The organism is Streptomyces sp. NPDC101165, from assembly GCF_044768135.1.
Classification (GTDB): Bacteria; Actinomycetota; Actinomycetes; order Streptomycetales; family Streptomycetaceae; genus Streptomyces.
In genome coordinates, this window is the sequence record NZ_JBIWPG010000004.1 from 373,901 (window position 1) to 387,560 (window position 13,660).

The 13,660-nt window shown below is 71.6% G+C and carries 12 protein-coding genes and 1 pseudogene; 8 read left to right on the top strand and 5 right to left on the bottom strand.

Translation table 11 applies throughout. The features are described from left to right. Window positions 1-1,805: pseudogene (locus tag ACIRVH_RS10820) on the bottom strand (DEAD/DEAH box helicase); the annotation flags it as partial. Between the two features lie 506 nt (window positions 1,806-2,311). Between ACIRVH_RS10820 and ACIRVH_RS10825 the strand changes: the two are divergent. Beyond that, on the top strand, window positions 2,312-3,058 hold the full coding sequence (locus tag ACIRVH_RS10825) for a ferritin-like fold-containing protein (RefSeq protein ID WP_336113564.1): 747 nt from the start codon (window positions 2,312-2,314) through the stop codon (window positions 3,056-3,058). 121 nt (window positions 3,059-3,179) lie between these two features. Here ACIRVH_RS10825 and ACIRVH_RS10830 read toward each other — a convergent pair whose 3' ends face one another. The 4 genes from ACIRVH_RS10830 to ACIRVH_RS10845 form a co-directional block, all read right to left on the bottom strand. Beyond that, window positions 3,180-3,449, bottom strand: a complete 270-nt coding sequence (locus tag ACIRVH_RS10830) for a hypothetical protein (RefSeq protein WP_403950692.1) — start codon at window positions 3,447-3,449, stop codon at window positions 3,180-3,182. A 171-nt stretch (window positions 3,450-3,620) separates the two neighbouring features. Then, window positions 3,621-3,848 carry a DUF3107 domain-containing protein gene (locus ACIRVH_RS10835; protein ID WP_403950694.1) on the bottom strand — a complete coding sequence of 76 codons (228 nt, stop codon included), beginning with the start codon at window positions 3,846-3,848 and terminating at the stop codon, window positions 3,621-3,623. Between the two features lie 134 nt (window positions 3,849-3,982). Then, the gene (locus tag ACIRVH_RS10840) at window positions 3,983-4,624 is read right to left on the bottom strand and encodes a TetR/AcrR family transcriptional regulator (RefSeq protein ID WP_393468804.1); all 642 of its coding nucleotides are present in this window, start codon (window positions 4,622-4,624) and stop codon (window positions 3,983-3,985) included. A gap of 166 nt (window positions 4,625-4,790) precedes the next feature. Further along, window positions 4,791-5,015 (bottom strand): hypothetical protein, encoded by a 225-nt coding sequence (locus ACIRVH_RS10845; protein WP_403950696.1) that lies wholly within the window; start codon window positions 5,013-5,015, stop codon window positions 4,791-4,793. A gap of 227 nt (window positions 5,016-5,242) precedes the next feature. On the opposite strand from ACIRVH_RS10845, the gene ACIRVH_RS10850 reads away from it, so the two are divergent. From ACIRVH_RS10850 to ACIRVH_RS10880, 7 genes are all read left to right on the top strand, one after another. Then, window positions 5,243-6,319, top strand: a complete 1,077-nt coding sequence (locus tag ACIRVH_RS10850) for an alpha/beta fold hydrolase (protein ID WP_403950698.1) — start codon at window positions 5,243-5,245, stop codon at window positions 6,317-6,319. A gap of 8 nt (window positions 6,320-6,327) precedes the next feature. Further along, the gene (locus tag ACIRVH_RS10855) at window positions 6,328-7,992 is read left to right on the top strand and encodes a DUF3152 domain-containing protein (RefSeq protein ID WP_403950700.1); all 1,665 of its coding nucleotides are present in this window, start codon (window positions 6,328-6,330) and stop codon (window positions 7,990-7,992) included. A 56-nt stretch (window positions 7,993-8,048) separates the two neighbouring features. Next, a complete protein-coding gene (locus ACIRVH_RS10860; protein ID WP_391334877.1) occupies window positions 8,049-8,144 on the top strand; it encodes an Ms4533A family Cys-rich leader peptide in 96 nt (31 codons plus the stop codon). Window positions 8,145-8,323: 179 nt separating this feature from the next. Further along, window positions 8,324-10,042 (top strand): ABC transporter substrate-binding protein, encoded by a 1,719-nt coding sequence (locus tag ACIRVH_RS10865; RefSeq protein WP_403950703.1) that lies wholly within the window; start codon window positions 8,324-8,326, stop codon window positions 10,040-10,042. A 4-nt stretch (window positions 10,043-10,046) separates the two neighbouring features. Next, a complete protein-coding gene (locus tag ACIRVH_RS10870; protein ID WP_403950705.1) occupies window positions 10,047-11,057 on the top strand; it encodes an ABC transporter permease in 1,011 nt (336 codons plus the stop codon). After that, complete coding sequence (locus ACIRVH_RS10875; RefSeq protein ID WP_403950707.1) at window positions 11,054-12,052, top strand: ABC transporter permease; 999 nt, start codon at window positions 11,054-11,056, stop codon at window positions 12,050-12,052. Before ACIRVH_RS10870 ends, ACIRVH_RS10875 begins: the two co-directional genes overlap by 4 nt. Next, on the top strand, window positions 12,049-13,638 hold the full coding sequence (locus ACIRVH_RS10880) for a dipeptide ABC transporter ATP-binding protein (RefSeq protein ID WP_403950710.1): 1,590 nt from the start codon (window positions 12,049-12,051) through the stop codon (window positions 13,636-13,638). Before ACIRVH_RS10875 ends, ACIRVH_RS10880 begins: the two co-directional genes overlap by 4 nt. Window positions 13,639-13,660: the final 22 nt, after the last annotated feature.

The following is a 13,660-nucleotide window of genomic DNA, read 5'->3' on the forward strand; positions in this document are numbered from 1 at the left end:
GGCTTGGCCTCGACCTCGGCCTCCACCGTTTCCGGGGCGGTGGCCGCGGCCTTGCGGGTGCGACGGGGCTTGGTCGCCGGGGCGGCCTCGTCCGTGCCCTCGGCCGTCGCGACGGCCGTTTCGGCAGCCGGCTCGGCCGTCTTGCGGGTGCGGCGCGGCTTGGCCTCGGTCACCTCGGCGGCGGCCTCGGTCACAGGGGCGGCCTCGGTCACCGGAGCCTCGGTCACCTGGACCTCGGCTGCCTCGGCCGACTTCCGGGTGCGGCGACGGCGCGGCTTCTCCGGGGTCTCCAGCGCGGCCGGGCCCTCCGCCGTCTCGACGGCGGCCTCGGGCGTCACGGTCGCGGCAGCGGCCGGCACCGCCTCCGCCGGGGCTCCGGCGCGCGTGCGGCGACGGCGGCGCGGGGTGCGGGCCGCCGAGGGCTCCTCCGCGGCACCGGTCTCGGCGGCAGGCGCCGAGGCGGTCGTAGCGGGGGAGGCGTCCAGCGGAGTACCGCCCCGGGTGCGGCGGCGACGGCGCGAAGTGCGCGCCGGGCGCTCACGCTCGGCAGTGGCGGACTCGTCGCGGCCGTCGCGGCCGCCCCGGCCACCGCGAACGCGCGCATTGCGGCCACCGGTCTCGCCCAGGTCCTCCAGCTCCTCCGCGTCGAGCCCGGCGCGGGTGCGCTCCGAGCGCGGCAGAGTGCCCTTGGTGCCCTCGAGGATGCCGAGGTCCGAGAACAGGTGCGGGGAGCTCGAGTACGTCTCCACCGGGTCGTTGAACTTCAGCTCCAGCGCCTTGTTGATCAGCTGCCAGCGCGGGATGTCGTCCCAGTCGACGAACGTGATGGCCGTGCCCTTCGCGCCCGCCCGGCCCGTACGGCCGATGCGGTGCAGGTACGTCTTCTCTTCCTCGGGGGACTGGTAGTTGATGACGTGGGTCACGCCCTCGACGTCGATGCCGCGCGCGGCGACGTCGGTGCAGACGAGGACGTCGACCTTGCCGTTGCGGAAGGCCCGCAGAGCCTGCTCACGGGCGCCCTGGCCGAGGTCGCCGTGGACCGCGCCGGAGGCGAAGCCGCGGCGCTGCAGCTGCTCGGCGATGTCGGCGGCCGTCCGCTTCGTACGGCAGAAGATCATCGCGAGCCCGCGGCCGTCGGCCTGCAGGATGCGCGCGACCATCTCCGGCTTGTCGAGGGAGTGCGCTCGGTAGACGAACTGCTTGATGTTCGCGACCGTCGCGCCCTCGTCGTCCGGCGCGGTGGCGCGGATGTGGGTGGGCTGCGACATGTAGCGGCGCGCGAGGCCGATGACCGCGCCCGGCATGGTCGCCGAGAACAGCATGGTCTGGCGCCTGGCCGGCAGCAGATTGATGATCTTCTCGACGTCGGGCAGGAAGCCCAGGTCGAGCATCTCGTCGGCCTCGTCGAGCACCAGGCTCTTGATGTGGCTCAGGTCGAGCTTCTTCTGCCCGGCCAGGTCCAGCAGTCGGCCCGGGGTGCCGACGACCACGTCGACGCCCTTCCTCAGGGCCTCGACCTGGGGCTCGTAGGCCCGGCCGCCGTAGATCGCCGTCACGCGCACGTTACGGACCTTGCCGGCCGTCAGCAGGTCGTTGGTGACCTGGGTGCACAGCTCGCGCGTGGGGACGACGACGAGCGCCTGGGGGGCGTCGGTGAGGGCCTCGGGCCGCGCGCGGCCCGCCTCGACGTCGGCGGGGACGGTCACGCGCTCGAGGAGCGGAAGGCCGAAGCCGAGCGTCTTGCCGGTGCCGGTCTTGGCCTGGCCGATGACGTCCGTGCCGGAAAGGGCGACGGGGAGCGTCATCTCCTGGATGGGGAAGGGATTGATGATGCCGACGGCTTCCAGGGCCTCGGCAGTCTCGGGCAGGATTCCAAGTTCGCGGAACGTGGTAGTCAGGGTTATGCCTCTTCTGTGTGCGCGGTGCGAGGCGAGCGCGGGGGGTCATGACTGACCGTGTCGGGGACGTCGGCTGCCGTACGGACGAGCCACTTGGGCAAGCCGTAAGACACGGGACCACTGCCGACGCTCTAGCGCTCGTACCGCTGAGGGTGTCCCTCCGGTCGTCGTACGTAATGAGCCGTACGGCCGGGGAGGGCTGTCGGGTCGGAGCCGATCGGGCCACCGACCGGGCATCCTCATGCGTGCAGCCTGTCAGAAGACGTCGAACACCGTCGACGCACTCTCAGCAGGCGCATTACCACCATACCCCGGATTGGCGCACATGCGATGGCCGATTTGGTCACGTAGTCGTGGTCACAGTGGTTGGCCAGGGGCTTCCGAGGTACGGCAAGCGGGCTATTGTGCGCCTCATGACTAGCTCTGACAAGCCTGAGAACGCGTCCGCCGCACCCACCGAGCACACCGGTGTCGCCGCCCAGGACTGGGCGCAGGCCTCCGCCGACCCGCAGTACCGTGCCGCGGTGGTGGACCTCCTCGGCGCGCTCGCGTACGGGGAGCTTGCGGCGTTCGAGCGGCTCGCGGAGGACGCCAAGCTGGCGCCCACGCTCGCGGACAAGGCGGAGCTGGCGAAGATGGCCTCGGCCGAGTTCCACCACTTCGAGAGGCTGCGGGATCGGCTGACCGAGATCGGCGAGGAGCCGACCGCGGCGATGGAGCCCTTCGTGGCGGCCCTGGACGGCTTCCACAAGCAGACGGCGCCCTCGGACTGGCTGGAGGGCCTGGTCAAGGCGTACGTCGGCGACTCGATCGCGAGTGACTTCTACCGGGAGGTCGCGGCCCGCCTCGATTCCGACACGCGTGAGCTGGTCCTCGCCGTCCTCGACGACACCGGGCACGCCGGGTTCGCGGTGGAGAAGGTGCGCGCGGCGATCGACGCCGACCCGCGCGTGGGCGGCCGGCTGGCGCTGTGGGCGCGGCGGCTGATGGGCGAGGCGCTGTCGCAGTCGCAGCGGGTGGTCGCCGACCGGGACGCGCTGTCGACGATGCTCGTGGGTGGCGTTGCCGACGGGTTCGACCTCGCGGAGGTCGGCAGGATGTTCTCGCGGATCACCGAGGCGCACACCAAGCGGATGGCTGCGCTGGGCCTCGCGGCCTAAGCGCCGTCGCGCTCCGTGGGGGGTGGTTTCGGCCGATTCACGGTTGCGGGTGCGGCCCGGCTGGGCCCGCAGTTCCCCGCGCCCACCGGCGGCTGCGCCGCGCCGCCCCCTGTCCCGGTGCCTACGCCGTCGCTGATCGTCGGCGCAGGCGGGCTGACGGGCGCAGGAGCAGGGACAGCGACGCTGCCGAGACGATCGCCGCGCCCAGGAGGTTCAACAGGACGCTGCCCGAGCCGAGGGCGCTGTGGGTGACGAAGTCGCCGAAAAGGGCTCCGGCGACGCCTGTCGAGAACACCAGGGGCCGGGCGGGCAGGCGGTGTGACAGCCGGTGGGTCGCCGCCCAGGCGAGAATCAGACCGAGCACGGCGGATCCGATTGCTTCCAGGATCATCTCGGGGGTCCCTCCCACGGCCGGCCTGTGCTTCACGGTCGTAGCCGGTCATACCCGTGACCTGCGGATTGCAATCCTCCTCCGTGGGCGACTTGTGCTCCGTCCGTGCGCAGGCCGCACAGGCGGAAGGGCCCGACGGCACAGTGCCGCCGGGCCCTTCTCGAACCGGGTCTAGAGAGTGCCGAAGCCCACCTTGCGGACCGTCGGCTCGCCGATCTCCACGTACGCCAGGCGGTCCGCCGGGACCAGGACCCTGCGGCCGCGCTCGTCCACGAGGCTCAGCAGCTGCGACTTTCCGGCCAGCGCCTCGGCCACCACACGCTCGATGTCCTCGGCGCTCTGACCGCTCTCCAGAACGATCTCGCGGGGCGCGTGCTGCACGCCGATCTTGACCTCCACGGCTATGTCCCTCCGACGGTCAGTGAAGTGCGCGATCTTCCGCGCCGTACCCAGCACACATTAGCCCGGTGAGCGGACGTACACGCTGCGGGCCGGAACGCCAACAGCGAACACCGCACGGGAACAAATGCGCGTCAGTGGTTCTCGGTGCCGTGCAGCGGGAATCCGGCGATGCCCCGCCAGGCCAGCGAGGTCAGCAGCTGCACCGCCTGATCGCGCGGCACGCTGCGGTCGCTGTGCAGCCAGGAACGCGCCACCACCTGGGCGAGGCCGCCGAGCCCGGAGGCGAGCAGCATCGACTCCGCGCGCGAGAGGCCCGTGTCCTCGGCGATGACTTCGCAGATCGCCTCGGCGCAGTCGTTGGTGACCTTGTCGACCCGCTCGCGCACCGCGGGCTCGTTCGTCAGGTCCGACTCGAAGACCAGACGGAAGGCGCCGCCGTCGTCCTCGACGTACGCGAAGTAGGCGTCCATGGTCGCCCGCACGCGCTGCTTGTTGTCGGTCGTCGACGCGAGTGCGCCGCGCACGGCCTGGATCAGCGACTCGCAGTGCTGGTCCAGCAGGGCGAGGTAGAGGTCGAGCTTGCCGGGGAAGTGCTGGTAGAGCACCGGCTTGCTGACGCCCGCCCGCTCGGCGATGTCGTCCATCGCGGCCGCGTGGTAGCCCTGTGCGACGAAGACCTCCTGGGCGGCGCCCAGCAGCTGGTTCCGTCGGGCTCGGCGCGGCAGACGGGTGCCACGCGGGCGCGCCGCCTCAGTTTGCTCGATGGCTGTCACGCCGCCTCCCAGAGTCGTCCACATGCGGTGTCAGCCGCGCGGCCATCGTACTTTTCGGTAACCGTGGTGTGCGCGGTGCGAGCGCAGAATTTCACGTACCGGACGGCTACGAAAGCCACAAAGCCAGGCTTACACGGTCGGAGGGGTGCCGAGTCGTCCTGCGTGGTCAGCGGTAATCCTCTTCGTCGATCGCCACCACGCGCGCCTGTTCGATGAGATCGGCCTCGTTTCCGCGGGCCGGATCCACTCCCGTGAGCGGGTCGTCGCGCTCCGGCGTGATGTCGGCGTGCTGCTCGACGGCGTCACCCTCCGGGGCCTCCACGTCGATCGACGGGGTGTCGTCGGCCGGCAGATCCTCGATCACATCGGGCTCAATGGGGTCATAGGCCATGGTGGGCTCCCTTCCTACGAACGTCCCTGGAAGCAGCAGGGGCCACATGCGGGTGCCCTCGGTACGAGCCTAGGAGACACCTGATCCGGACGCCATGCCATGGACGCCCGTTCGCCGCATGGTTCCCCCGCCGCATGGTTCCCCGGTCCGGGTTTCCGTCACGACAGGTGTCAACCTGTGACGGCGAACACATGAGCCACAACGTGATCGTCTCGTAACATTGCCGCATGTCTTCGACCGAGTTGCCGTCCGTAACGGCCGCCAGTGTCCTCCCGAAGGTGGCGCCCGTCCGGGTCGGCGAGGGCGAGCGACTGAGGTCGGTGGGGCTGTCGGGGGTCACGCTGTCGGTCCGTTCGCGGCGCCCCGCGCGCGAGGGGCTGCCGTCGGCGCTGTACGTCCACGGGCTCGGCGGTTCCTCGCAGAACTGGTCCACCCTGATGAGGGAGCTGGACGGTGTCGTCGACAGCGAGGCGGTCGACCTGCCCGGCTTCGGTGACTCCCCGCCCCCGGACGACGGCAACTACTCCGTCACGGGGCACGCGCGCGCGGTCATCCGTTATCTGGACGCCGCCGAGCGCGGCCCGGTCCACCTCTTCGGCAACTCCCTCGGCGGAGCGGTCGCCACGCGCGTCTCCGCCGTGCGGCCCGATCTCGTACGCACCCTGACCCTGGTCTCGCCCGCCCTTCCGGAGCTGCGCGTGCAGCGCACCGCGATGCCCACGGCACTGCTGGGCGTGCCCGGGGTGGCCGGGCTCTTCACCCGGCTCACCAAGGAGTGGACGGCCGAGCAGCGCGTGCGCGGCGTGCTGGGGCTGTGCTACGGGGACCCCGGGCGCGTGTCGCCGGAGGCGTTCCAGCTGGCCGTGGAGGAGCTGGAGCGGCGGCTGGAACTGCCGTACTTCTGGGACGCGATGGCACGCTCCGCGCGCGGGGTGGTCAATGCCTACACCCTCGGGGGTCAGCACGGGCTGTGGCGCCAGGCCGAGCGCGTGCTCGCCCCGACCCTCCTGATCTACGGCGGCCGCGACCAGCTGGTCGGCTACCGCATGGCCCGGAAGGCCGCCCGCTCCTTCCCCGACTCCCGCCTCCTGTCCCTGCCGGAGGCGGGGCACGTGGCGATGATGGAGTACCCGGAGGTGGTGGCCGGAGCGTTCCGGGAACTCCTCGCGGACAAGGGCGAGTTCGGGGGCGCGGGCGAGTCCGGGACGGCCGGCGCTGCCCGGGGCGCGGACGCCGTGGCGCCCGGTGCCGGATCCGATACGACCACCGGGGGCGACGTCGCCGCCACGGGCGCGGGGAGCTGAGGGCCGAAGTGGGACGCCACAGCCGCCGCGGACCGGCCCCCAAGGACGACTCCGCCGACATAGCCGCCCGGCGAGGGGGTCGGGGCTCCGCCTCCGGCACTCCGCGCGAGACGCGACAGCCCACCCTGCCCGGCCAGCGCCAGGCACCCGAGGGCGCGCCCCAGGGGTACGGCACACCGCGCACCGCCCAGGGCACACCCGGTTTCCCGCCCGGGACCCCGGCGGGAGGCACACCGCGCTTCCCCGACGGCACTCCGGCCCAGGGGATGCCGCGCTTCCCTGGCGGCACGCCCGCCCACGGGACTCCGCGTCTGCCCGACGGCACGCCTGCGCATGGTGTGCCTCGGCTTCCGGACGGCACGCCCGCCCAGGGTGTCCCCCGGTTCCCAGGTGGGCCGGCGACGCAAGGCGGCCGGCGTGCGCCCGAGGGGACTTTGGCGCACGGGACTCCGCGTCCACCCGACGGCACCCCCGCCGCCGGCGTGCCTCGGCTTCCCGACGGCACCCCTGCCCACGGTGTGCCGCGGCTCCGCGGCGGTGCCGCGCCGGCCCGGGGCGGGCATCCCGAGCAGCGTGAAGTCGGCGGTGGCTGGGGAGAGTTCGCGGGAGCGGCCGGAACGGGCGTCGGGGTTGCCCCTGGAGGACGGCAGGGCTCCGGCGGGCCCGGTGCCGCCGTTCCGCGGCAGCGGCAGGGTGGGCCGGGTCGTTCCGGCGGTGGGCCCCGGCAGGACTACCTGGAGGCCTTCGAGGAGGACGCCGACGTCTTCACGCCCCGCTCCGGCCGGACGGAGTCCGCTCAGGAGCAGGAGTCGTACGACGCCGGTGCCGAGCCGGCGGCCGACGGGGGCGAGGCGCCGCCGGCCGGCCTGCCCGCGCAGCGTGGCGGCGGCAAGGGGCGGGCCTTCACCGGCATCGCGGCCGCGGCCGTGACCACCGTGCTCGCGGTCGTCGTCGCCGGGCAGGTCACCGACCGCCACGACGCCGACGTACGGTCGCAGTCCGCCACCGACCTGGAGCGCGGCACCCGGGTCCCCGGGCAGAGCGCCCCGTCCGCCGCACCGAGCGTGGCGACGCTGACGTACGAGCAGAAGATGGACCGGAAGTACCCGCTCGGCGCCACGCTGCAGGGCTCCGGAAAGTTCGACACCGTCCCCGGATTCGACAAGGCGCCCGGCAAGGGGCAGAAGTACACCTACCGCGTCGACATCGAGCAGGGACTCGGCCTGGACGGCGAGCTGTTCGCCGCGGCCGTGCAGAAGACGCTCAACGACAGCCGCAGCTGGGCCCACGGCGGCGCCCGTACCTTCGAGCGCGTCTCCTCCGGAAAGCCCGACTTCGTGATCACGCTCGCCAGCCCCGGCACCACCGCCAAGTGGTGCGCCAAGTCGGGCCTGGACACCACGGAGGACAACGTCTCCTGCGACTCGGCGTCCACGGAGCGCGTGATGATCAACGCCTATCGATGGGCGCAGGGCAGCAAGACATACGGGGACAAAATCCACCCGTACCGGCAGATGCTCATCAATCACGAGGTGGGCCACCGGCTCGGCCACGGCCATGTGTCGTGCCAGAAGGACGGCGAGCTGGCGCCGGTCATGCAGCAGCAGACCAAGTTCCTCGACCACGACGGAATCCACTGCCTGCCCAACCCCTGGCCCTACCCCGGGAGTTGACGGGCGCCGCTCGCGTCACATTGACATGAGCAGCAAGGTCGTTCATATTTTTGCGCATGTGGTCTAGTCATGCCGTCTCCGACAGCGCCGCCATCGAGCTGGCGCTGATCGGCGTGACCGCGCTCTGCGTGGCCGACATCCACTGTCACTGACGCCGCCTCCCTGGCGTTCGCGTCGCGACTCTCCTCCCCTTTTCGTCCGTGGCCGTGTCACGGATTTTTCGACGACCCGACGCCGGGGCCGACGTCTGCTCGCAGCCGTCTCACTCCTCGTCCACATGTCTCACTCTTCGAGAATTCCTCGATCAGTTCCCCGAGAGGTCGTCTTTCCGATGCGTCAACCGTCCGTCATAGCGCGCCGCGTGGCAGCGGCATCCGTCAGCCTGGTCGTGGCAGCGGGCGCCGCCGCCTGCGGCCCGAAGGACAACGATGCCAAGGGCTCCGGTGGCGACTCCGCGCCGCACAAGGGCGGCACGCTGACCGTTCTGAACTCCGAACCGCAGCAGGACTTCGACCCCGCCCGCCTCTACACCTCCGGCGGCGGCAACGTCCCCTCGCTCGTGTTCCGCACACTCACCACGCGCAACCGGGAGAACGGCGCGGCCGGCGCCAAGGTCGTCCCGGACCTGGCCACCGACACCGGACGCCCCAGCAAGGACGCGACCGTCTGGACGTACACCCTGAAGAAGGGCCTGAAGTACGAGGACGGCACCCCGATCACCTCGGCCGACATCAAGTACGGCATCGAGCGCTCCTTCGCCCCCGAACTCTCCGGCGGCGCACCGTACTTGAGGGACTGGCTGGTCGGTGCGGCCGACTACCAGGGCCCGTACAAGGACAAGAAGGGCCTCTCGGCGATCGAGACGCCGGACGCGCGGACCATCGTCTTCCACCTGAACAAGCCCGAGGGCGAGTTCCCGTTCCTGGCCACACAGACGCAGTTCACGCCCGTCCCGAAGGGCAAGGACACGGGCACCAAGTACGAGGAGCACCCGATCTCGTCGGGCCCCTACAAGGTCGTGAAGAACGAGAACGACGGTGAGCACCTGGTGCTCGAACGCAACACGTACTGGTCCACGGCCGTCGACGCCGAGCGCAAGGCCTACCCGGACACCGTCGACGTCCGCTCCGGCCTCGACTCCTCCGTGATCAACCAGCGGCTGTCCGCGTCTCAGGGTGCGGACGCGGCCGCGGTCACCACGGACACCAACCTCGGCCCGGCCGAGCTCGCCAAGGTGACCGGCGACAAGGAGCTGGCCGCGCGCGTGGGCACCGGCCACTTCGGCTACACGAACTACATCGCGTTCAACCCGAAGGTGAAGCCGTTCGACGACATCAGGGTGCGGCAGGCGATCTCGTACGCCATCGACCGGTCGTCCGTGATCAACGCGGCCGGCGGCTCCGCGCTCGCCGAGCCCGCGACCACCTACCTGCCCGACCAGAAGTCCTTCGGCTACGAGCCGTACGACCTCTTCCCGGCGGGCAGGGCCGGCAACCCGGCCAAGGCCGAGGAGCTGTTGAAGGAGGCCGGCCACAAGAACGGGCTGACCATCACCCTCACGCACTCCAACGACAAGAACTTCGAGACCAGCCCGGAGATCGCCACCGCCATTCAGGACGCCCTGAAGAAGGCCGGCATCACGGTCGAGCTCCAGGGTCTGGAGGACAACGACTACCGGGACAAGATCCACAGCGTGCGGACCGAGCCCGGCTTCTTCCTCGCGCACTGGGGTGCCGACTGGCCCTCCGGCGGTCCCTTCCTCGCCCCGATCTTCGACGGCCGGCAGATCGTCAAGGACGGCGCGAACTTCAACACGGGCCTGCTCGACGACAAGTCGGTCAATGACGAGATTGACGCGATCAACAAGTTGACCGACCTCGACGCGGCCGCCAAGCGGTGGGGTGCGCTGGACAAGAAGATCGGCGCGCAGGCCCTGACCGTGCCGCTGTTCCACCCCGTCTACAAGCGCCTGTACGGCAAGGACGTCAAGAACATCGTGATCAGCGACTGGACCGGCGTTCTGGACATCTCCCAGGTCGCGGTCAAGTAGCGCCGTGAGCGAGGCACTTGTCGCCACCCGGGCCCCCGGGACGGACACGCCCGTCCCGGGGGCCTCGGGGGCCCGTCAGTTCTGGCGGCGGCTGCGGGCGCAGCGCGCCGCCCTCGTCGCGGCGGTCGTCGTCGCGCTGCTCGTCCTGGTCGCGCTCGCCGCGCCGCTGCTCACCGCCCTGGAGGGCCAGGACCCGACCACGTACCACCCCTCCCTGATCGACTCCGCGCGCGGGGGCGTGCCCATCGGCTCCTTCGGCGGCGCCGGCGCCGGCCACTGGCTGGGCGTCGAACCGCAGACCGGGCGCGACCTGTTCGCGCGGCTGGTCTACGGAGCACGGGTGTCGCTGGGCGTCGCGCTGGCGGCGACCGTGGTGCAGGTCTCCATCGGGGTCGTGATCGGCGTGGCCTCCGCGCTCGGCAGCCGATGGGTTGATCAACTGTTGAGCCGTATCACGGACGTCATCGTCGCCATGCCGCTGATGATCATGTCCCTGGCGCTGCTGGCGATCGTGCCGTCGAGCTTTCCCCGGCCCGTCCTCGTCACCCTCGTCATCGGCCTCATCGCCTGGGGCAACATCGCGAAGATCGTGCGCGCCCAGACCCTCACCCTCAAGGGCCTCGACTACGTCTCCGCCGCCCGGCTGAGCGGGTGGGGCACCTGGCGGATCGCCCGCCGCGAGCTGCTCCCGGGGCTGGCCGCGCCCGTCATCACCTACGCGGCGCTGCTCGTCCCCATGAACATCTCGGTCGAGGCCGCCCTCTCCTTCCTCGGTGTGGGCGTGAAGCCGCCCACGCCGTCCTGGGGGCAGATGCTCACCAGCGCCGACGTCTGGTACCAGGCCGCACCGCAGTACCTGCTGCTGCCGGCCGGCGCCCTGTTCGTCACCGTCCTGGCCCTGACCGTCCTCGGCGACGGCGTGCGCACCGCACTCGACCCGCGCGCGGCCTCCCGCCTGCGCGTCGGCACCGGCCGAAAGAGCGAGAGCGGGACCGGGAAGGAGGAGACCGCATGAGCGGCTTCGGTGGGTTCGTGCTGCGCCGCGCCGTCGGCATGGCGGTCACCCTGCTCGCCATCTCGGTGATCGTCTACGTCGTCTTCTACGCCACCCCCGGCAACGTCGCCCAGATCACCTGCGGCCCGCGCTGTTCGCCGGAACAGGTGCACCAGGTCGCCGAGCAGCTCAGGCTCGGTGACCCGCTCTACCTGCGCTACTGGCACTTCCTGGAAGGCCTCGTCGCCGGCCGGGACTACTCCACGGGCACCTCGGTGGCGCACTGCTCCGCACCTTGCCTGGGGCTGTCGTACCAGAGCGACCAGCAGGTCATGGACATCATCCTGACCAAGCTGCCGGTCAGCCTGTCGCTCGTCCTCGGCGCGATGGTGCTGTGGCTCCTGCTCGGCGTCGGCACCGGCGTACTCTCCGCCTGGCGGCGCGGCCGGATCTCCGAGCGCCTGCTGACCGCCCTCACCCTCGCGGGCACCGCCACACCCGTCTTCGTCATCGGCCTCGTGCTGATGATCGTCGTCTGCGGCGAACTCCAGCTGCTGCCCTTCCCGCAGTACGTGAACTTCACCGACGACCCCGAGCAGTGGGCGTGGAACCTGCTGCTGCCCTGGCTCTCGCTCGCCCTCATCGAGGCGGCCGCGTTCGCCCGGCTCACCCGCGCCTCGATGCTGGAGACGCTCGCCGAGGACCACATCCGCACCTTCCGCGCGTACGGCGTGGGGGAGCGCTCGATCGTCGGCCGGCACGCCCTGCGCGGCGCGCTCGCGCCCGTCATCGCGCTGAACGCCAACAACGTCGGCTCGGCCGTCGGCGGCGCCGTCCTCACCGAGACCCTGTTCGGCCTGCCCGGCATCGGCCAGGAGCTGGTGCACGCGGTGAAGGTGGTCGATCTGCCGGTGGTCGTCGGCATGGTCCTGGTCGTCGGCTTCTTCGTCGTCATCGCCAACGCCGTCGCGGACGTCCTGTACGCGGTGGCCGACCGACGGGTGGTACTCGCATGAGCCTGGTGGACGTCACGGACCTGACGGTCGAGTTCGGCTCGCTGCGGGCCGTGGACGGGCTCTCCTTCCGGCTGGAGCAGGGCGCCGCCCTCGCGCTGGTCGGCGAGTCCGGCTCCGGCAAGTCCACGGTGGCCGGCGCCCTGCTGGGCCTGCACCGGGGCACCGGGGCGCGGGTCGGCGGCTCGGTGCACGTCGCCGGCACCGACGTACAGCAGGCCCCCGACGCGGAACTGCGGCGGCTGCGCGGTGCCGGGGCCGCCATGGTCTTCCAGGACCCGCTGTCCTCGCTCGACCCCTACTACGCGATCGGCGACCAGATCGCCGAGGTGTACCGCGTGCACACGCGCGCCTCGCGCCGCGCCGCACGCGCGCGTGCCGTCGAGGTGCTGGAGCGAGTGGGAATTCCGGACGCACAACGCCGGTCCCGGTCCCGCCCGCACGAGTTCAGCGGCGGCATGCGTCAGCGCGCCCTCATCGCCATGGCGCTCGCCTGCCGGCCGGACCTGCTGATCGCCGACGAGCCCACGACGGCCCTCGACGTCACCGTCCAGGCCCAGATCCTCGACCTGCTGCACACGCTGCGCGAGGAGACCGGCATGGGCCTGCTGCTCGTCACCCACGACGTGGGCGTCGCCGCCGAGAGCGTCGACGAGGTGCTGGTCATGCGGCACGGCCGGGCCGTCGAACACGGCCCGGTCGGCACGGTCCTGGCGGCGCCCGCGCAGGCGTACACCCGCGAACTGCTCGACGCCGTCCCGCGCGTGGACGCACGGCGCACCGCCTCCGAGGCGTCCGACGAGGTCGTGCTGGAGGCCACCGGGCTCCGGCGCGAGTTCGGGCGCGGCAAACGGGCGTTCGCGGCCGTGGACGACGTCTCGCTGACCGTCCGCCGGGGCGAGACCCTGGGCGTCGTGGGGGAGAGCGGCAGCGGCAAGACGACATTGGGCCGCATGCTGGTCGGACTGCTCGAACCGACCGCCGGCGACATCCACTACGCGGGGCGCCCGCACACCGGCGTGAACCCGGCCGTCCAGATGGTCTTCCAGGACCCCGTCTCCTCCCTCAACCCCCGCCGCAGCGTGGGGGAGTCGATCGCCGACCCGCTCCGCGCGCGGGGGAGGGACGAGCAGCAGATCCGGGGGCGCGTCGTCGAACTGCTGGAGCGCGTCGGGCTCGAAGCGGCCCACTACGACCGCTACCCGCACGAGTTCAGCGGCGGACAGCGCCAGCGCGTCGGCATCGCCCGGGCGCTCGCCGCCGATCCGCGTGTCATCGTCTGCGACGAGCCCGTCTCGGCGCTCGACGTCACGACACAGGCCCAGGTGGTCGAACTGCTCGGCGAGCTGCAGCGCGAACTCGGCCTCGCGCTGGTGTTCATCGCGCACGACCTCGCCGTCGTTCGCCAGGTCAGCGACCGGGTCGCGGTGATGCGCCGCGGACAGGTCGTCGAGTCCGGACCCGTCGACGAGGTGTACGACGCCCCGCGCGAGCCGTACACCAAGCAGCTCCTGGCCGCCGTGCCCGCGCTCGACCCGCAGCTGGCGGCGGAGCGGCGGGCGGCCCGGCGGGAGCCGGCCGTGGCGTAACGATACGTACGTGGCCGATCAC